This window comes from Sphingopyxis sp. BSN-002 (assembly GCF_022024275.1).
Classification (GTDB): Bacteria; Pseudomonadota; Alphaproteobacteria; order Sphingomonadales; family Sphingomonadaceae; genus Sphingopyxis.
The window spans coordinates 474012-493598 of record NZ_CP091804.1; the positions used below are offsets into that span (position 1 = coordinate 474012).

General features: G+C 65.1%; 19 protein-coding genes. 9 read left to right on the forward strand and 10 right to left on the reverse strand.

The annotated features are described in order from the left end of the window. Positions 1 to 124: 124 nt before the first annotated feature. The 3 genes from L7H23_RS18490 to plsY form a co-directional block, all read right to left on the reverse strand. Positions 125 to 1675, reverse strand: coding sequence for a vWA domain-containing protein (locus L7H23_RS18490; protein WP_275671220.1), 1551 nt, complete (start codon positions 1673 to 1675; stop codon positions 125 to 127). A 165-nt stretch (positions 1676 to 1840) separates the two neighbouring features. Beyond that, the gene (dprA, locus tag L7H23_RS02505) at positions 1841 to 2926 is read right to left on the reverse strand and encodes a DNA-processing protein DprA (protein ID WP_237837787.1); all 1086 of its coding nucleotides are present in this window, start codon (positions 2924 to 2926) and stop codon (positions 1841 to 1843) included. After that, positions 2923 to 3528, reverse strand: coding sequence for a glycerol-3-phosphate 1-O-acyltransferase PlsY (gene plsY / locus L7H23_RS02510; RefSeq protein WP_237837788.1), 606 nt, complete (start codon positions 3526 to 3528; stop codon positions 2923 to 2925). Before plsY ends, dprA begins: the two co-directional genes overlap by 4 nt. A gap of 125 nt (positions 3529 to 3653) precedes the next feature. Here plsY and murI point away from each other — a divergent pair, with 125 nt between their 5' ends. The 4 genes from murI (at position 3654) to L7H23_RS02530 (ending at position 7821) form a co-directional block, all read left to right on the forward strand. Next, positions 3654 to 4463, forward strand: a complete 810-nt coding sequence (gene murI, locus L7H23_RS02515) for a glutamate racemase (protein ID WP_237837789.1) — start codon at positions 3654 to 3656, stop codon at positions 4461 to 4463. Between the two features lie 124 nt (positions 4464 to 4587). Next, positions 4588 to 5802 (forward strand): 5-aminolevulinate synthase, encoded by a 1215-nt coding sequence (gene hemA, locus L7H23_RS02520; RefSeq protein ID WP_237837790.1) that lies wholly within the window; start codon positions 4588 to 4590, stop codon positions 5800 to 5802. Then, positions 5799 to 6488 carry a nitroreductase gene (locus L7H23_RS02525; RefSeq protein WP_237837791.1) on the forward strand — a complete coding sequence of 230 codons (690 nt, stop codon included), beginning with the start codon at positions 5799 to 5801 and terminating at the stop codon, positions 6486 to 6488. Before hemA ends, L7H23_RS02525 begins: the two co-directional genes overlap by 4 nt. Before the next feature lie 85 nt (positions 6489 to 6573). Then, complete coding sequence (locus L7H23_RS02530; protein WP_237837792.1) at positions 6574 to 7821, forward strand: YceI family protein; 1248 nt, start codon at positions 6574 to 6576, stop codon at positions 7819 to 7821. A 6-nt stretch (positions 7822 to 7827) separates the two neighbouring features. Here the strand turns inward: L7H23_RS02530 and L7H23_RS02535 are convergent, their stop codons facing one another. The 5 genes from L7H23_RS02535 to L7H23_RS02555 form a co-directional block, all read right to left on the reverse strand. Further along, a complete protein-coding gene (locus L7H23_RS02535) occupies positions 7828 to 8418 on the reverse strand; it encodes a GNAT family N-acetyltransferase (RefSeq protein ID WP_237837793.1) in 591 nt (196 codons plus the stop codon). A gap of 35 nt (positions 8419 to 8453) precedes the next feature. Next, positions 8454 to 9092 (reverse strand): class I SAM-dependent methyltransferase, encoded by a 639-nt coding sequence (locus L7H23_RS02540; protein ID WP_237837794.1) that lies wholly within the window; start codon positions 9090 to 9092, stop codon positions 8454 to 8456. A gap of 2 nt (positions 9093 to 9094) precedes the next feature. Next, positions 9095 to 10315 carry a DUF3419 family protein gene (locus L7H23_RS02545; protein WP_237837795.1) on the reverse strand — a complete coding sequence of 407 codons (1221 nt, stop codon included), beginning with the start codon at positions 10313 to 10315 and terminating at the stop codon, positions 9095 to 9097. A 126-nt stretch (positions 10316 to 10441) separates the two neighbouring features. Then, complete coding sequence (locus L7H23_RS02550; RefSeq protein ID WP_237837796.1) at positions 10442 to 10894, reverse strand: hypothetical protein; 453 nt, start codon at positions 10892 to 10894, stop codon at positions 10442 to 10444. Positions 10895 to 10944: 50 nt separating this feature from the next. Next, positions 10945 to 11934: a pyridoxal-phosphate dependent enzyme gene (locus tag L7H23_RS02555; protein WP_237837797.1), complete on the reverse strand. Its 990-nt coding sequence runs from the start codon at positions 11932 to 11934 to the stop codon at positions 10945 to 10947. A gap of 66 nt (positions 11935 to 12000) precedes the next feature. On the opposite strand from L7H23_RS02555, the gene L7H23_RS02560 reads away from it, so the two are divergent. From L7H23_RS02560 to L7H23_RS02580, 5 genes are all read left to right on the forward strand, one after another. After that, a complete protein-coding gene (locus L7H23_RS02560; RefSeq protein ID WP_237837798.1) occupies positions 12001 to 13209 on the forward strand; it encodes a saccharopine dehydrogenase family protein in 1209 nt (402 codons plus the stop codon). Positions 13210 to 13211: 2 nt separating this feature from the next. After that, complete coding sequence (locus L7H23_RS02565; RefSeq protein ID WP_237837799.1) at positions 13212 to 14303, forward strand: alpha/beta hydrolase; 1092 nt, start codon at positions 13212 to 13214, stop codon at positions 14301 to 14303. After that, positions 14300 to 14650: a DMT family protein gene (locus L7H23_RS02570; RefSeq protein ID WP_237837800.1), complete on the forward strand. Its 351-nt coding sequence runs from the start codon at positions 14300 to 14302 to the stop codon at positions 14648 to 14650. Before L7H23_RS02565 ends, L7H23_RS02570 begins: the two co-directional genes overlap by 4 nt. A gap of 220 nt (positions 14651 to 14870) precedes the next feature. Next, the gene (locus tag L7H23_RS02575; RefSeq protein ID WP_237837801.1) at positions 14871 to 15692 is read left to right on the forward strand and encodes a N(4)-(beta-N-acetylglucosaminyl)-L-asparaginase; all 822 of its coding nucleotides are present in this window, start codon (positions 14871 to 14873) and stop codon (positions 15690 to 15692) included. A gap of 81 nt (positions 15693 to 15773) precedes the next feature. Continuing rightward, positions 15774 to 16946: a carboxynorspermidine decarboxylase gene (locus L7H23_RS02580; protein ID WP_237837802.1), complete on the forward strand. Its 1173-nt coding sequence runs from the start codon at positions 15774 to 15776 to the stop codon at positions 16944 to 16946. A 6-nt stretch (positions 16947 to 16952) separates the two neighbouring features. On the opposite strand, the gene L7H23_RS02585 is transcribed toward L7H23_RS02580, so the two are convergent. Further along, positions 16953 to 17687 carry a hypothetical protein gene (locus L7H23_RS02585; protein WP_237837803.1) on the reverse strand — a complete coding sequence of 245 codons (735 nt, stop codon included), beginning with the start codon at positions 17685 to 17687 and terminating at the stop codon, positions 16953 to 16955. A gap of 55 nt (positions 17688 to 17742) precedes the next feature. After that, the gene (locus L7H23_RS02590) at positions 17743 to 19401 is read right to left on the reverse strand and encodes an FAD-dependent oxidoreductase (RefSeq protein ID WP_237837804.1); all 1659 of its coding nucleotides are present in this window, start codon (positions 19399 to 19401) and stop codon (positions 17743 to 17745) included. Positions 19402 to 19587 lie beyond the last annotated feature (186 nt).

Consider the following 19587-nt stretch of genomic DNA (forward strand, 5'->3'; position numbering starts at 1 on the left):
GGTGGCCCCGCGCCTCGTCAAGCGGGATCTGATCCATCCGTCGTCGTCGCGGCGCCGCACCCGCAGTTAGCAATGCCCCCGCACCGGTCGGGTGCGAGGGCATGTCGGTTACAGCTTCAGGGCGTCAGCTGTTCTGCCATTTGAAATCGGCCGGCAGGATGCATTTGCCCGCGTCATATTTGCCGACGCTGCGGATGATTTCCTGATCCTCGGGTTCGATCCGGCGGCCGCTGATCTGGCTGTCGACTACCCGGCGGACGAGCGCATCGAGCTTCGTCACAAGGTAGCAGTCGATCGCCGGTGGCGCATGCGGATTGCCGACGCCGCTGTCATCGGTCAGGAACAGGTAGCGCGACTGGGTCGCCGCCGCCATCGCGCGCATCGCATATTCGGCCTTGTCGGCGACGCCCGACGCCGCAACCGGCGTGATATGGATCCGCTTCGCGCGCGCAGCCTCGGCCGCCTTCCACGTCCGCCCGAATAATTCGTCGTGCGGCGGCGCATCGGCGACCAGCAGCAGAGACTTCACCGCGTCGGGCCGCCATTCCTGCCCGACCGCGCGGATCAGCGCCTGATCCATGGCTTCGGGATAGTCGCCGCCGCCATCGGCGTCCTGCCGCGCGAGCGCGCCCTGCACGCGCCCGATGTCGCGGTCGAACGCGACGGTACGCGTGACATAGTCATCGCCGAGATCGCGATAGAAGACGAAGCCGACGCGAATATCGAGGTCGCGATGCTTTTCGGTGATCGAGCCGATGATCGACCGCAACTCGGACTGGAGATAACGGATTTCGTCACCCATGCTGCCTGTCGTGTCGATGACCAGCATCAGGTCGAGCTTCGTCGCCTTCGTCGCGGCCTGATTGGCCGTAAGGCCCACAACCTGCCCGCCCGCGGCGTTCGAGACAAGCACGGGCCGCGCATCGGCGATCGTCCGGCCACCTTTCGCGGCCGAAATGGTGATCCTGTCGCTCAGCCGGTCGAGGCCGGGGAAAAAGACCGCGCTGCCGTCGGCCTGCGTTGCCATCGTGATGCTGTTGCCGTCGCTGCAGGTGACAACGACGTCGGCAAAGGGAATCGGCTGGCCGCTACGATCATTCACTTTCACCGTAACGACGCGCATCGTGTCGACACGCGGCAAGTCGCGGACTTCCTGCCCCAGATCGCCACTGCGGTTCACATAGGAGGCGTAGAGTTCGGGATTGAGCAGGTCGTCATGCTCGCCCGCGGTCAAGATACCCGATTGCGGCTGCGGACGCGGATAGGGACGCGGCGGGGGCAGGCTCGTGGACGACACCGCGCGTTCCGAATAATCGCTCGAAGAGCCCGGCACCGGCGAAGCCGACGCAGGCGGCGGCGGCAGCGCCTTGGCCGAATCGCCGACCGATGCCACCGGGCTCGCCATATCCATTGCCGGGGCTTCATAGCTCGGCTCGGCCATGACAGGCGGTGGCGGCGGCGCGGGAGGCGGCGGCGGTGCAGGCATGGGCAACGCTTCGGTCACCGCATCGCGATCGCGCCGGCCATCCGATTTATAGCCTCCGGCATTCGACTGCTGCGGGCGCTGTGCCGCCTCGGGGTCGAGCCGCGGAAGCGGATCGGCGTTGCGGCAGAAGCCCTGCTGTGTCGCGGGCGCCTTCGCATGGGCGATCGCGACCGGGAGCGGAGCAGGCATCGAGGCCAGAACCGCAAACATCGTGACACCCGTCAATAACCGGCTTCGCATCGTCAAACTCCCCACATGTGATACAATATCATCAGCCTGTCGCTCAGCCGCTGAACCGTGGCTGAACCGCGATGAAGCGTTATATTGTAGGAATTTGGGCCGCTGTGCCGTCCGTCACATGAGCGAAACGCGCGCGCCGGCATGGCGTGCGACGCGCCCTGCAAGCTCCAGTTCGAGCAGCACGAGCTGCACCGCAGCGGCGGGTCGTCCCGATTGACGGACGAGTTCGTCGACCGCAACGGGTGTCGGGCCGAGCAGACCTGCGACGATATCGCGATCGGCGTCGCCCATGTCCGGTACGGCGAGCGTTTCAACATAAGCACGCCGCGGTTCGCGCGCCATACGCGCGTCGATCGGCCCCAGGGCTTCGAGCACATCGTCGACAGTCTGGATCAACGTTGCGCCCTCACGGATCAGCTGATTGCAACCCTGCGCGCGCGGATCGAGCGGCGAGCCGGGCACCGCCATCACCTCGCGCCCATAATCGCCCGCGCGCCGCGCCGTGATCAGCGATCCCGACTTCGGCGCAGCCTCGATCACCACCGTGCCGTGCGATAGCCCCGCGATGATCCGGTTGCGCGTCGGAAAGTGCCGCGCGAGCGGCTCGGTCCCCGGCGGCTGTTCGGCGATCAGCAGCTGATCGCCGGCAATCTTCTCCTGCAGTTCCACATTTTCGGGCGGAAAGGCGACGTCGATGCCGCTCGCGATCACCGCCGCAGTCGATCCGCCAAGCGCGCCGATATGCGCCGACGTATCCACGCCGCGCGCAAGCCCGCTGACGACGGTCACGCCGCGCGCCGTCAGATCGGCCGCCATCTGACGCGCGAAGCGGTTGGCGATGGCGGAGGCATTGCGCGCGCCGACGATCGCGACGCACGGGCGCTGCAACATCGCGGTGTCGCCGCGCACGATGATCGCAGGAGGCGCGCCTTCGACCTCGCGGAGCAGCGGCGAATAGTCCGCCTCGTCGCTGAAGACGTGCCGCGCGCCGAGTTCGGCAACGCGCGCCAGCTCGCGTTCGGCAACATCGGCGGAGGCGATGCGCGGCTTCCCCGCGCCACCCCGGAGAGCGAGGTCGGGCAAGGCTTCGAGAGCAGCTTCGCCCGACCCGAAACGCTGCATCAACTGGTGCCAGCTCACCGGCCCGACATGCGGCGTGCGGATCAACCTGATCCGCGCCAGCCGCTCGGCGTGCGTCACGCAGCGCCGTCCTTCTTCGCTCCGATCTTCGGCTCGGTGCCGGCGCGCAGCCGCGCGATGTTTTCGCGGTGCCGCCACAGCACGATCACCGCGAGCCCGGCGAGCCCGATCGCATAGACCGGATGGCCGAGCGCCAGCGCAGCGACCGGCGCCGAGACCGCGCCGACCATGCCGCCGAGCGACGAGATGCGCGAGAGCAGCGCGGTCGCAAGCCATACGATGGCGAACACCAATCCGATCGGCCAAGCGAGCGCGAGGGACAGGCCGAGCAGAGTCGCAACCCCCTTGCCGCCGCGGAACTTCAGCCAGACCGGATAGCAATGGCCAACCATTGCCGCCGCGCCCGCGATCATCGCGCCTTCGTCGCCAAGCTCGGGCATGAAATGCCGCGCGAGCAGCACCGCAACCGCACCCTTGGCGCCGTCCAGAATCAACGTCGCCGCTGCGAGCTCCTTCCGCCCCGTGCGCAGCACATTGGTCGCGCCGATATTTCCGGATCCGATCTGGCGCAGGTCGCCGGCGCCGAACAGGCGCGTCAGGATGATACCGAAGGGGATCGATCCAAGCAGATAGCCCGTCAGGATCAGGATGGCGGTCGTCATGCGGTAGGCTCCCCTGCCCGCCGGAATCGCATCCGGCTGCGAAGCGCCTTTTGGCGGCAGACCGGGTACGGGGTCAACGCCGCGCTTGCCGCCGGACGAGCGTTTGGCGTATCGCCGCGTCCGATATGGATCATTCCCCTTCGCCCGACGCGCCCATCCTCTTCTTCGACAGCGGCCTCGGCGGGCTGACCGTGCTCGGCCCGACGCGCGCGCTGTTGCCAACGGCCCCAATCGTCTATGCCGCCGACTATGCCGGCCTGCCCTATGGCCAGAAAAGCGATGTCGAACTGGCAGCGCGCGTCCCTGCGCTGCTCGGACGCCTCGTCGAACGCTATCAGCCGCGGCTTGCGGTCATCGCCTGCAACACCGCCTCGACGATCGCGCTCGCGCACGTCCGCGCCGCGCTTGATCTGCCGATCGTCGGGACCGTGCCCGCGATCAAGCCTGCTGCCGAAATGACCCGGACCGGCGTCATCGGCGTACTCGGAACCGAGGCGACGGTGCGCCAACGCTATGTCGACGACCTCGGCGCAAAATTTGCGGGCGACAAGACGGTGCTGCGCCACGGTAGCCCCGGCCTCGTCACCGGCGCCGAAGCCAAACTGCGCGGCGAGCCCGTCGACCCTGCAGCGATAGAGAGGGCTGTGGCGGGCCTGCGCGACCAGCCCGGCGGCGATGCGCTCGACGTCGTCGTCCTCGCCTGCACCCACTTTCCGCTTCTCGAAGATGAGTTGCGGACCGCCTTCGGCCCCGACGTTGCGCTCATCGACGGCGCGGCGGGGATCGCACGCCGGATTGCCTACCTCACAGAGGGGCAGGCATGGCCGGCTACCGCCCCGCCCGGTATCGCCGTCTTCACGCGCAGTGACGACCGCCCGCCGCCCCCCCTCGCCGCGCTGGCACCCTATGGCCTCGGGTCGATCGAGACGATCTGATAGGACAATTTGCCCCATAGCTGCGAATCGTTCGCACTGGCTTTCGAGGACTTTCGAAGGTAATGCGGCCCGGAATACCGTCGCCGGAGGGAGCGGCGAAGCACCTGACATGCGGGGCTGAAACGTGAACTATAACGATATTTTCGCGCGCGCGATCGACCGGCTGCACGAAGAAGGACGCTACCGCGTCTTCATCGACATTTTGCGCAACAAGGGCGCTTTTCCGAACGCGCGCTGCTTCGCGGGGCACAATGGCCCCAAGCCGATCACCGTCTGGTGTTCGAACGACTATCTCGCGATGGGCCAGCATCCGAAGGTCATCGCCGCGATGGAAGAGGCGCTGCACGACGTCGGCGCGGGATCGGGCGGCACGCGCAACATCGGCGGCAATACCCATTACCACATCGACCTCGAGGCCGAGCTCGCCGACCTGCACGGCAAGGACGGCGCGCTGCTCTTCACCTCGGGCTATATCTCGAACGAGGCGACGCTGGGCACGCTCGGCAAGCTGCTCCCGAACTGCATCATCTATTCGGACGAGCTCAATCACGCCTCGATGATCGCGGGCATCCGCAATTCGGGCTGCGAAAAACGCGTGTGGCGTCACAATGACCTCGACCATCTCGAGGAACTGCTGGCCGCGGACGATCCCGAGGCCGCGAAGCTGATCGCGTTCGAAAGCGTCTATTCGATGGACGGCGACGTCGCCCCGATCCACGCGATCTGCGATCTGGCCGAAAAGTACAACGCGCTCACCTATTGCGACGAAGTCCATGCCGTCGGCATGTACGGCCCGCGCGGCGGCGGTATCACCGACCGCGACGAGGCGGCAAGCCGCGTCACGATCATCGAGGGCACGCTCGGCAAGGCGTTCGGCGTGATGGGCGGCTACATCGCCGCCGACAAGAATATCATCGACGTGATCCGCTCTTATGCGCCGGGCTTCATCTTCACGACCAGCCTGTCGCCGGTGCTCGTCGCGGGCGTGCTCGCGAGCGTTCGCCACCTGAAATCGTCGAGCGTGGAGCGCGACGCGCAGCAGGCCGCCGCCGCCTATCTCAAGCAGAGCTTCCGCGACGCGGGCCTGCCGGTGATGGATTCGACGACGCATATCGTCCCACTGATGGTCGGCGACCCCGTGCGCGCGAAGAAGATCAGCGACATCCTGCTCGCCGAATATGGCGTCTATGTGCAGCCGATCAACTTCCCGACCGTACCGCGCGGCACCGAACGCCTGCGCTTCACGCCGGGCCCGGCGCATGACGAGGCGATGATGCGCGAGTTGACCGAAGCACTCGCCGAGATCTGGGACCGCCTCGAACTGCGCAAGGCGGCGTGACCGTTCTACCCGGCTACGACGAGGTCGTCGTCGGGCGACGCTCAATCCGCGGCTTCCTCGACAAACCCGTTCCGAAGGCTCTCGTCGCCGAGGTGATCGAGGTCGCGATGCGCGCGCCATCGTCGTTCAACAACCAGTGCTGGAATTTCTCTGTCATCACCGGAGAGCCGCTTGCGGCGATCCGGCAGGGCAACACCGACGGCATCCTCGCAGGCAAGCCCGACAGCCGCGAGTTCCGCCGCTTCGACGGCATCGCCGACGACCATCGCGCGCGCCAGATCGAGATCGCCAAACAACTGTTCGGCGCGATGGGCATCGCGCGCGACGACAAGGATGCGCGGCAGGACTGGGTCCTCCGTGGTTTCCGCCAGTTTGACGCCCCGGTCAGCATCGTCGTTACCTATGACCGCGTCCTGCTTGGCAGCGATATCGCGCCCTTCGACTGCGGCGCGGTGACGAATGCGCTGGTCAACGCCGCCTGGTCGCGCGGGCTCGGCTGCGTCATCAACAGCCAGGGAATCATGCAAAGCCCCGTGGTGCGCGAACATGCCCACATCCCCGACGATCAGGTCATCATGATCTGCGTCGCGATGGGGTGGCCCGATGCCGCCTTCCCGGCCAATGCCGTGGTTTCGAACCGCAAGAGCGTTGAAGATGCCGTGCGGTTCGTGGGGTTCGACGACTGACCCTTGTCGGCGCAAGCCCCTTCGACAAGATCGGGGCGCGGCGATAGAGTGGCCGCCGACTCCTCCCCGGTCGCGAAAGATTGTCATGCACCCCCAGCGCTATAGCTATACGGCGATTACCCTTCACTGGCTGCTCGCACTGCTGCTCGCCTTCCAGATTTCGCTCGGCTGGGCGCTCGAAGGCCACAACAGCCCCGAACTGTTCGCGCGGTATCAACTCCACAAGTCGGTCGGGATCACGATCCTGCTGCTCAGCCTCGTGCGGCTGGCGGTTCGCCTTTTCACACCCCGCCCGCCCGCCTCCGCCGGGCCGGCGTGGACGCGCGCGCTGGCAAGCACCGTCCACTGGCTCTTCTATCTGGTCATGATCTTTGGCCCCGTTACCGGATGGCTGATCGTTTCGACCGCGCGCGTGCAGGTTCCAACCCTGCTCTTCGGTATCGTTCCGTGGCCGCATCTGCCCGTGGGACACGGCTGGCACGATCCGGCGGAAAGCCTCCACGGCGCGATGGCGTGGCTCGCGATCGGGCTGTTCCTTCTCCACATCGCGGGCGCCTTCCGGCATCAGTGGCTGCTCGACAAGCCCGAGCTTCAACGCATGATCCCCTTCGCCCGCGGCAAGGCGGTCGGCGCCGCGATCGGTGCTCTGGCGCTGATCTTCGCGGCGATGGCCGTCGGCAAGATGGTCCATCCCGACAAGCCGCGCACGGCCGCCGAAAAGACCGCCACGCCCGTCGCTGCGCCCATCGCCCCCGAGGAAGCCGCGAAAGACGACGAGAAGAAAGAAGAAACCGCGGAGCCGGAAGCGAAGCCCGAGGACGCCGCTCAGCCGCTCGCCGACTGGACCGTCGGATCGGGCGGAAAGCTCGGCTTCACCGCCAGCTGGAACGGCGAAGCAATCAACGGCAGCTTCAGCCGCTGGGACGCCGACATCCGTTTCAGCCCCGATGACCTGCCGGCGTCGCGGATAAAGGTCACCGTCAACCTCGCCTCGGCCGACACCGGCGATGCGCAACGCGACGATTCGCTGAAAGGCAGCGACTTCTTCGACAGCGGCGCGCATCCGAAAGCGGTCTTCACCGCGCGCGACATCCGCCACCTTGGCGGTGACCGCTACGAGGCGCGCGGCACGCTCGACCTGCGCGGCGTCAAAAAGCCCGCCACCATTCGCTTCACGCTGCGTATCGAAGGCGACAAGGCTCGCGTGTCCGGGAACGCACGGATCGACCGCACGGCGTTCGGCGTGGGGCAAGGCGAATGGGCCACAACCGATGCGATCGCCGCCAGCGTAGGTATCGACTTTTCGTTCGGTGCCATTCGCCCGGCCAGCTGATCCCGGCTAGCGCGCCGGGCGCATCATCCCCCAGAAGTGGGGACCGCCCTGCACGTCCCACTCGACCTGTGTCTCGAACCCGAGCCTCTCGTAAAGCGGGACATTCTCCGGCGTTGCAGTCTCCAGCCAGCATGGAAGACCTTCAGCGTCGGCCACCGCGGTCTGCGCGCGGATGATGCGTCCACCATGGCCCTTGCCCTGATGCTCCGGACGTACGCCGACATAATGGAGGTACCAGAAGCGCCCTTTCGGCCGGTGCGCGTCGATGCTGCCCTGAACCTTCAGCCCGCGCGGCAGAGCCGTGCCGAAGGTCGCGATCAGCGGCAGGACGTTACGGAGGAATTCGAGCACGCCGCTGTCCGCCTGTCCCGGCGCGCGCCACAGCGACACCGCCTCGTCATCATCCGATCGCAGCACCAGGCCGGCACGCGCGTCTGCCGGAACGAGGACACGAAACAGGCTCCTGAGTGCATGTGCACGATGCCGGGAATCCGGCAGAATCCACGACAGCGCGGGATCCTTCTGGAACGCCTGCGCCAGCGTTTCCATCGCCGCAGGGAAATCGCGCGGCCCCGCCTGTTCGATCACGTCGCCCATTCGCCCCTCCTCTTTCAGGAGACGATAGCAGCAAATCAGCCGCGCGCGAGACCGCCGCGGATCGCATAGCCGCGATAGAGGCTGCGGCAATGCCCCGCGCTGCCGGTTTCCTTCGCCAGCGCGGCCATGACCCGCCCGAGTTCGGCGCGGGGCGTGACGTGGAATTGCGCCAGCCATCCGAACAGCGCGCGTCGCCACAGCCCGGGCAAACGATCCTGCTGGCCGAAGTCCACGACCTCCAGTCGTCCGCCCGGAGCAACGCAGCTTGCCGCCTGCACCAGCGCCACCTTCCAGTCGGGGATCATCGAGAGCGCATAGCTGATAAACACCCGATCGAAGCTTGCGCGACCGAACAGTACTGCGGCGTCGAAATCGCAGGCGTCGCCTTGCGCAAGCATCGGGCTGACGCCCGCCTTTGCCGTCGAAGCACGGGCGGTCTCCAGCATCGCCTCCGATATGTCGATTCCGAACAATTGCGCTTCGGGCCACGCCTTGCCGACCGCAATCAGGTTCCGCCCCGTACCGCAGCCGATTTCCAGCACTGAACCCTCGGGTGGCGGCGCGAGATCGGCGATGAGCCCGTCACGACCGAGCAGATAATATTTGCGAGTCAGGTCATAGATGTGCCGCTGCGTGCGATAGACGCCGTCCATCATCTCACCGTGGCCCACCACGTTCAGGCGCCCTTGAGCACGTACAGATGAACGCCGCCATAGATCGCCGAGCGGTCACGGCGCGTGTAGCCGAGCGATTCCTCCTCGCGATACTCCCAGCGGCTCAGCAGGTCGCCCGGCAGACGTCCGGGCAATAGGCTCGGCTCGGCCGCAGTGCGGAAAAGAACGCGCGCGCCGGGCCGCGCCGTGCGCGTGACCTCGGCCCAGAGCGCTGTCAGCTGCACATCGCTCATCCAGTCCTGCGCGTCGAGGAAGACATAGCGGTCGAAGCTCGCAGCATCAGCCGCAGCAAGCATGTCGGTCATATTCGCGTGCAGCATCGTCACCCGGTCGGCGCGTGCGCGCACGGCCGCATAATGATCGGCGTGCAGATAGGGCGGGAGCGGCGCTGCGCGGCCCTTGCCATAACCGCGCCCGAACGCCTGCCAGGCGAAATAATTCTCTTCGAGCGGGAAGTCGCAGGCTAGCTTTTCAAGGCGTCCGCGCAGCACGTCTGCCATGGGTTTTCCGTCCGCGAGTGCATCATATTGGGCGGGCGGAATGCCGAGCCCGAAGAGCGAAGAACGCTGATCGGTAATCCAGCGGATGAGCTTGCGATCAAAAAAAGGCGCAAACTCGGCGTCGAAGATCGCACGCTGCTCCTCCATCGTCTTCGCGTCGAGGAAGCGTTTCAGATCGATGCGGTGCAACCGCGCGACAAGGTGCGCGAGGCCGATGAAGTTTCCGAGCAGGCCGCGCTTGTAGAGGCCGCTTGCGAAGCCGTTGATCCGACGGCGACCGACGAGATCGCGACCTTCCCAATAGCGGCGGCTCGTTTCATCGAGATGCGGCCGGACAAAGGTACGATAATCCGCGATATTGGCCACATTGTCCGCCTCGGCAAAGAAGCGCCGGAAGCTGTCATAGTCGGGCAGCCGCTGCACCGCGACGCGCTTCAGATGATTGAGCGCGACGTGCGCGGTATTGAGGTCGACGGCAACGATCTCGGCGGGATCGGCAGTCAGATAGGAGAAAACATTACAGCCCCCGCTCGCTATCGTCGCGATCCGGTTACCGGGCTCGATCGCCAGCGCCTCCATGTCGACGACGGGATCTTCCCATATCTGCGCATAGACCAGCCCCTTGAACGCCAGCGCAAAGGCGCGGTCGAGCAGGCGCTGTTTCTGCTCGGCATCCTCGCGAACGACGGCGGCGGCGATCTTGCGGTTGGGCTGGCTGGCCATGATTCAGGGTCTCCCGGAGCGAGGTGGATCCGGGGCCGCGCATGGCAGCGGACAGTGCGATTCTCGCGTCAGTTCGGTTACGAAACGGCGACAGCGTCAAAAAAGTCGCTGTCGCCAATCAAGACGTCAGTCGCGGCAATAGCCTTCGCCATCCTTGACGATCAGGCATTCCTTCTTGCCCGCAAGATATTTGAGGCCGGTTTCGTCGCCGTTACCGCGGCGCAGGCTCAATTCCTCGGTTCCGCGCTTGAACTTGATGCCATGCTCGCTGTCTTCGCCGTCATAGGTCCCCTTGGTGTCGAGGTCCGACTGCATCTCCAGCTTGTACTTGCCGGGTTCGGCGGTGGTGATGGTGACGTACATACCCTCGACGCCCGTCCATTTGCCTGCCCAGCTTGCAAAGCGGTGCGGTGCGGTCGCAGGGTCGGCGGCTTCGGCTCCCTCGGCAGGAACGGTTTCGACCGGCACTTCCTCTGTCGTCGATTTCGTGTCGGCGGGCGCTGGCGCTTCGGCCTTTTCACAGCCGGCCAGCAGGACGAGCGCCGCAGCGCTCGCGAAAATCATGCTCTTGTGCATCATGCTTCTCCTTCCCGGTCCCAACGCTTGGCCGCGGATAAGTTTCCGCGAGGCTATTCGGTAATGATCTCGGCAAACTTCAGCGGATCGACATTGCCGCCCGACAGCGTGACGAGCGTCGCGTCGGTCACCGACACTTTACCCGCAAGCACCGCAGCCAATGCGGCCGCGCCCCCGGGTTCGACGACGAGGTGGAGTTTCTCGAACACCAACCGCATCGCGTCGCGCACCTCGCTCCGCGTCACGACGACGCCCTCAACCCCGCGCGCCTGCAGCACCGCGAAGTTGATCGGCCAGGTTTCGGGCGTCTGCAGCGCATCGCATTCGGTCGGATAAGCCATGTTTTCGACCGACAGAATCTTGCCCGCGGCAAGGCTGCGCGTCACGTCATCCCAGCCCTCGGGCTCAACGGCGACGATCCCCGCATCAGGACAGGCAAGCGCCAGCCCCGCCGACAAACCGCCGCCGCCGCAGCAGGCGATCACCTTGTCGGGACCATCGATCCCGCGTGCCTTCATCTGCGCGGCCGCCTCGATCCCCGCACTACCCTGCCCCTCAATGATCCAAGGGTCGCCATAGGCGTGAACTAGCGTCCCGCCGCGCTCGGCAAGCAGCTTCGCCGCGACCGCATCGCGTGATTCGGTTACCCGGTCGTACAACACGACCTCGGCGCCCAACTTGCGCGTGGCCGCCAGCTTCATCGCAGGCGCATTGCTCGGCATCACGATCGTAGCCCTGATCCCCAGCCGCTTCGCGGCCCAAGCGACGCCTTGCGCGTGATTGCCGCTCGACACGCCGACGACGCCTTCGTTCGCCTGCTCGGGCGTCAGGTCGGTCAACCGGTGCCATGCGCCGCGGATCTTGAAGGCGCCCACCGGCTGAAGGCACTCGGCCTTGCACCAGACGGTCTTGCCGTCGATCTCAAGCGGCAGCAGCGGGGTTTGCGGCAGCAATGCAGCGACTTTCGCCGCCGCGCGTTCGACCCCTGCGAACGTAGGTGCGCGGTTCGGGTCGATCAGGGCTTCGGGGCTTTGCTGTGTCATCGCTTCGTCCTATAGGGCCGGGCATACAAGACAAGCCGCATAGGTAGCGGGCAGGAGATTTTTCACATGAGCAAGGTTCTGGTGATCGGCGCAGGCGGCGTCGGTTCGGTCGCGGTGCACAAGATGGCGATGAATCCCGACATCTTTCCCGACATCACGCTCGCCAGCCGTCGCAAGTTCAAGTGCGATGCCATCGCCGAGTCGGTCAAGGAACGCACCGGCGTCACGATCAAAACCGCCGAGGTCGATGCCGACCATATCGACGCGACAGCGGCGCTGATCCGCTCGATCGGCGCGACGCATGTCGTGAACCTCGCGCTTCCCTATCAGGACCTGACGATCATGGAGGCGTGCCTGTCGACCGGCGCGCATTATCTCGACACTGCGAACTACGAACCGCGCGACGAGGCGAAGTTCGAATATCACTGGCAGTGGGCCTATCAGGACCGCTTCAAATCCGCGGGACTGATGGCGCTGCTCGGTTCGGGTTTCGACCCCGGCGTGACCAGCGTCTTCACGACGTGGCTCCGCAAGCATCATTTCGACCGCATCGACACGCTCGACATTCTCGACTGCAACGGCGGCGATCACGGCCAGCATTTCGCGACAAACTTCAACCCCGAGATCAACATCCGCGAAGTGACCGCGGTCGCGCGGCACTGGGAAAATGGCGACTGGGTCGAGACCCCGCCGATGTCGGTGAAGCAGCAATTCGACTTCGAGGCTGTCGGCCCGAAGAACATGTACCTCATGTATCATGAGGAGATCGAAAGCCTGAAAACGCACCTGCCCGAGATCAAGCGCATCCGTTTCTGGATGACCTTCGGCGATGCCTATATCCAGCACCTCACCGTGCTGCAGAATGTCGGCATGACGCGGATCGACCCCGTCATCTATGAGGGCAAGGAAATCATCCCGCTGCAGTTCCTGAAGGCCGTGCTCCCCGAGCCGTCGAGCCTGGGTGAGACGACCAAGGGCAAGACCAACATCGGCGTCATCGCGACCGGCCTCGGCAAGGACGGCAAGCAAAAGACGCTCTACCTCTACAATATCTGCGACCATGAGGATGCCTATGCCGAAACCGGCAATCAGGCGGTCAGCTACACCACCGGCGTCCCCGCGATGATCGGCGCTGCGATGATGGTGACGAACACCTGGTCCGGCGACGGCGTGTTCAACATGGAGCAAATGGACCCCGATCCCTTCATGGACATGCTGAACAAGCACGGCTTGCCCTGGCAGGTGAAGGAACTCGACGCGCCGCTGGCGTTCTGACGATGCGCAGACTGCTGGCCCTTATCGCCGCCGCGACCACCATGGTCACGGCGCCTGTTTTCGCGCAAACCGACGACGCCTATGCCCCGGCCCGCGCGATCGTCGCCGACATCGGCAAGATCCTCACCCCGAACGGCGTGCAGGAAACCTTCGAGGTTACGCTCGGCGGCGCGCGGCAGGTTGTGAATGTGCGCGGTTCCGACCGCGACAATCCGATCCTGATCTTCGTCCACGGCGGTCCCGGCGCGGTCGAGATGCCTTTCGCTTGGGCGTTCCAGCGGCCGTGGGAAGATGTCTTCACCGTGGTCCAGTACGATCAGCGCGGCGCGGGGCGGAGCTATCCGCTGAACGATCCGGCGACGCTCGCGCCGACGATGACCCCCGAACGCTATCGTGACGACGCCATCGAGCTGATCGAACTGCTGAGGAAACGGTACGGCAAGCGCAAGGTGGTGTTGATGGGTCACAGCTGGGGATCGATCGTCGGCCTGTCGGTCGCGGTGAAGCGCCCCGACCTGCTCTATGCCTATGTCGGCGTCGGTCAGGGGATCGATTTCCGCGACGGCGAAAAGGCCGGCATGGCATGGACCCGCGCCAAGGCGTTGGCCGCCGGCAACACCGAAGCGGTCGCGGCCATCGACGCGCTCGCGCCCTATCCGCAAGGCGAGTTCACGATCGCCAAGGCCGATGGCTGGCGCAAATATGCGATCCCCTATGGCTCGCTCGTCTACAACAAGCCCGACCTGACCTATTATTTCCAGACGCCGCGGCTCTCGCCCGAATATAGCGAAGCCGACCGTCAGGCGTGGGGCAAGGGCAGCGAATTTTCGGTGACGACGCTCTGGCCGCGGCTTGCCGACGTCAGCTTCAAGCCGGTGCACAAGCTGGACGTTCCGCTGATCTTCCTGCTCGGACGGCATGACTATACTGTGCCTTCGCCGGTAGCGGCCGATTGGTTCGCACAGGTCAAGGCGCCGTCGAAAAGGCTTATCTGGCTCGAACATTCGGCGCATATGCCGATGGTCGAGGAGCCGGGGCATTTCTTCGCCGCGCTACTCTCCGCTGTGCTGCCGCTGACGAAAGAGAAGAAATGACCGCCTATCTTGCGCCGATCGGCCTGCTGTTCATCTCGAACATCTTCATGACCTTTGCCTGGTACGGCCAGCTCGGCGAGATGTCGCGGCCGGTCTGGCTCGCGGTGCTGATCGCATGGGGGATCGCCTTCTTCGAATATTGCCTCGTCATCCCCGCGAACCGCATCGGCTATGGCGCGTATAGCGCCGCCGAACTCAAGACGCTGCAGGAGGTGATCACGCTGATAATCTTTGCCGGATTCGCGGTTTTCTGGCTGGGCGAGAAGCTCACCGTGAACCATCTCGTCGGCTTCGGCCTGATCGCTGCAGGCGCCTTCTTCATCTTCAAGGGACCGATTGCCGCCTGATCTTCCGCCCGCTAGCTTCTGCCAAACGGGAGAGCAGGCGATGGGCGACGGCAAGAGAGTTTCACGGCGGGCGTTCGCAGCGGGCGCGGCTGGGCTGGCAGCCCTAAGCGCTACAACGACGTCGGCCAAACCGGCGAAGCCCGGTCCCATACCGACCGGCAAGCCCTTCATTCTCACGACATGGGACTTCGGCCCCGGCGCCAATGCGATCGGCTGGCCCATGCTCGCCTCTGGCGCGTCGGCGCTCGACGTCGTCGAGGCCGCGATCAACCATGTCGAACTGCTCGGCGACTATTGGGTCGGCGCCGGCGGCGTCCCGAACGAGGTCGGCGAGACGACGCTCGACGCGATGATCATGTGGGGGCCGACGCACGACGCCGGCGCGGTCGGGTGCCTCAAGCGCGTCAAGCGCGCCATTTCGGTGGCGCGCAAGGTGATGGAGGAAACCCAGCACAGCCTGATCGTCGGCGACGATGCCACGCGCTTTGCCGCGCGCATGGGCTTCACCGAAACCTCTCTGACCAGCGTCGTGTCGCAGCAGGCGTGGGACAAATGGGCGGCCAAGGGCGAAAAGACCAACGCCTTCGATCCCGAACCGATCGGCAAGAATCCCGATCTTGTCGGGCACGACACCGTCGGCTGCATCGCGCTCGACGCCGCAGGCAATCTCTGCGTCGGCTGCTCGACCAACGGGCGCGAATTCAAGATTCCGGGCCGCGTCGGCGATTCGCCGATCATCGGCGCCGGCGCCTATTGCGACCAGGCCGTCGGCGCCGCAGTGGCGACCGGCAATGGCGACGTGATGATGCGTTTTCTTCCCACCTATCATGTCGTCGAGCTGATGCGCGGCGGCATGGAACCGCAGGCGGCCGCCGAAGCGACGATCAGGCGGATCGAGGAAGCCGGTTACCGGATCGACGGCGGGATCGCGGTGATGCGGCGCGACGGGGCGCATGGCGGCGCCAAGACCGGGTGGAAGGATGAACCCTTCAGCTATTCGGTGCAGACGGCAGCGGGAAATGCAAAAATCCCCGTGGCTTGAAAAACGTCCCCGGTCTCCAAAATAAGCGACGGCGAAAGCGACCCGCTTTCATCCCCGACCGAAAGACACTAGAGACGCGCCATGGAAACCAGAGCCGGCGATCCCGGAGCCTTTGCCCGCTTCGACCTCACCCGCGTCCCCTCTCCCGCCTTCGTCGTCGACGCGGCGAAGGTGCGCGCGAATCTCGCACTGCTGCGCCACATCGGCGACCGGTCGGGCGCGCGCGTGCTTGCGGCGCTCAAGGCCTTTTCGATGTGGTCGCTGGGACCGACCGTCACCTCCTACCTCGACGGCGTCTGCGCTTCGGGGCTCTACGAAGCAAAGCTCGGCCGCGCGGAATATGGCGGCGAGGTCGCGACCTATTGTGCCGGCTACAAGGAAGCCGATCTGCCCGAGATCGCACAACTGTCCGATCACCTCATCTTCAACTCCCCCGGCCAGATCGCACGTTTCCGTCCGCTGCTCGATGACCTCCGCGCGCAGGGCGAAAGCTTCGATATCGGGCTCCGCATCAACCCGATGCACAGCGAGGGAGAGGTCGCGAAATACGACCCCGCGGCGCCTTGCAGCCGCCTTGGCTTTCCGGTCAGCCAGTTGCTGCCCGAACATATGGAGGGCGTCGACGGCATCCATATGCACAGCCTCTGCGAGCAGGACTTTCCGCCGCTCGAACGCACCTGGAGCGCGGTGCAGCCGATGCTGCGCCCCTTCTTCGGCCAGCTCAAATGGATCAACTTCGGCGGCGGCCATCATGTGACCCGCGCCGATTACCAGGTCGACGACCTGATCGCCTTCCTGAAGCAGGTCCGCGCCGCGACGAACTGCGACGCGATGATCGAGCCGGGCGAGGCGATCGCGCTCGATGCGGGCATCCTCGTCGGCGAAGTCCTCGACCTGTTCGACAACGGCATGCCGATCGGCATCACCGACATTTCGGCGACGTGTCACATGCCCGACGTGATCGAGGCGCCCTATCGCCCCGCCATGCTGGACGAAGGCACAGAGGGCTTGCCGACGCGGCTCGGCGGCCCCTCCTGCCTCGCGGGCGACGTCATCGGCGACTATCGCCTGCCCGGCGGCGCGCGCATCGGCCAGCGTTTCGCTTTCCTCGACCAAGCGCATTATTCGATGGTGAAGACGAATACCTTCAATGGCGTCCCGTTGCCGTCGATCTGGCTGTGGGACAGCGAGACCGACGAACTGCGGCTGATCCGCGAATTCGGTTACGAGGATTTCAGGACGCGCCTGAGCTGACGCCGTTCAGAAATGCGATCCGTCGAAGATCAGCGCGACAGGACGGCCGCGCTGATCGGTCGCGGCGAGTGCGTTCCAGACGTCTTCGCACTCATATCCGCAGGCGATGTCGCGATTCTCGTGGCGCGCGGTGATCCTGTAGCGACCTGCCTCCGCCTGTTTGCAGCCGTTCGCGATGCGGGCCCGCGCGAAGGCGGCATTTCGCACCGTGTCGTTGCCCTTTGCCGGAATCGCCCGGACGGCGGCACGCGCCCCGTCGACCGTCGGACACAGATAGACCGTTTCCATCACCGTCGGATCATAGTCGAGTACGCCGCCGGGGATGAATTCGGAAAGCCAGCGTTCGAAATCGTTGCGCGGGTGGCTGTCGTTGCCGGTCTCGTCGACGATTCCGACCAGCGCGACCCCCTTCGCATTGGTACCGCGATAGACCAGATGGGTCTCGTTCCCGCCGGCAAGCTGCAGCGTCCGTCGCGCGACAACCTGATCGATCGTGATGACCGATGCCGCGTCGGGACTGCTTTGCGTGCATCCCGTTGCTTCCAGTCCCCTGAAAAACAGGCTGGTGTCGATCGTGTGGTTCCGCGGCGCCGGCTGGACGCCGTAATAGCTGTCCAGCATTGTGCGTGCGGCCGCCTCGTCGGGGCAGATGACGGTCGAGAAGTCCGTCTGGATATCGGTCTTCGCCGGCTGCGGTTCGCTGGCCGCCATCATCATCATCGCCAAAGCTGCGAGGCTCATTTCAGCTCCCTTTTCGTTTCAATGACAGGAGCTTATCGCCCGAATGGCGGCGAGGTCAATCTGCGGCCGGGGTAATTTCCGCCAGCGCCTGATGAATGTCGCTGACCACGACAGATCCCTCGCCGACCGACGATGCGACCCGCTTCACCGAGCCCTTGCGCACATCCCCCACGGCATAGATGCGCGGCCAGCTCGTCTCGAAGCGGCTCGGCATGCGATCAAGCGACCAGCCTGCGCGGACCAGTTCGAGCGGCGCGATATCGGCGCCCGTCTTCACGAAGCCTTTCTCGTCGCACACCATTTCTTTCGGCAGCCATGTCGTGTTCGGGCTCGCGCCGAGGAAGAGGAACAGGAATTTGCAGTCGCAAAGATCCTCGGCACCGGTCTCGCGGCAGCGATAGGTCAGCCCGTCGAGCTGCCCCTCGCCACGCAGCGCGACAACATCGGTCGATCCGATGATCTCGATATTCGGATGCTCTTCGAGCCGCTTGACCAGATATTCGGACATCGTCTCGCGCAGGCTTTTGCGGCGAAAGATAACATAGACCTTCTTCGCAACGCCCGCGAGATAGATCGCACCCTGCCCTGCCGAATTGCCCGATCCGACCACCGTCACCTCGGCATTGCTGCAGAGCTGCGCTTCCATCGGGGTTGCCCCGTAATAGATACCGCGCCCTTCGTAATTCTCGATCCCTTCGATCGGCAGCCGCTGATATTGCGCGCCGCTGGACACCACCACCGCACGGCTGCGCAGCTTGCGTCCGTCGGCAAGATGCAGGCAATAGGCATCGCCATCGCGTCCGATCGATGCCGCGCGCACGGGCGACACCAGCCGCGCACCGAACTTCTGCGCTTGCACGGTTGCCCGGCGCGCAAGCTCGTTGCCCGAAATACCCGTCGGGAAACCGAGGTAATTCTCGATCTTCGACGAGGTGCCTGCCTGTCCGCCCGGCGCCAGCGAGTCGATAGCGATCACGGTCAACCCCTCCGACGCCGCATAGACAGCGGCCGCAAGTCCGCCGGGACCGCTGCCGACGACGATGACGTCGGCGGTCGATCCGTCGGGCAACAGGTCGAGCCCCAGTCCCTGCGCGAGTTGCTCGGGCGTCGGCTGGATCAGCACTTCCGCCGAGCCTAGGATCGCGACGGGCAATTGCTCTTCGGTCAGCCCGCGCTCGGCGAGCAGATGCGCCGCGACGGGCCCGTCGGCCGGATCGAACCAGCGGTGCGCGACGCCATGCTTCATTAATAGGTCACGCAGCGCATAGACGGTGCGGTCCATCGCATCGCCGATGATGATCGTCACTGCGAATCCGCGGTGCTTGCTGAACTCGCGCCTTGCTGACAGCACACGGATAAAGATGTCGGAGAAATGCGAATTGCCGGCGATCAGCCGCTGGAAGTCGGCGTGTGCAATACGGATGATCTCGCCATCGGCGCCCATTTCGACGCGCGACAAGTGCCGCTGTCCGGTCAAGACCGACAGGTCGCCGGCAAACTGCCCATGCTCCATCCAACCGACCCGCTTCCGGCCCTCGTCGGTCGATGCGAAGATATCGGTATGCCCCGACAGGGTGACAATGCAGTCGGGCGCCATCGCGCCTTCCTCGACCAGCAGGTCGCCGGCCTTGTGCGACTCAACCGTCCCGAATGCCTTCAGTTCCTCGAGCTCGGCGTCGGTGAAATCATAATTGACGTCGGCGCGGGAGGTCATGGCGATTCTATCCTTTCGTGGGCGGCCCTGTCTAACGACGCCGCATGATCTTGTCTCGGTTTTGCGCCGGTAAACGCAGCTCTGCCCCGGTTCGGCGCGAGTGTTACCGCGCTATTACAAAATTGCGCGATAGGGTCTTTACAGGGGGGACCCCCCTGCATATATCGCCCTCCGCTGCCCCAGGGG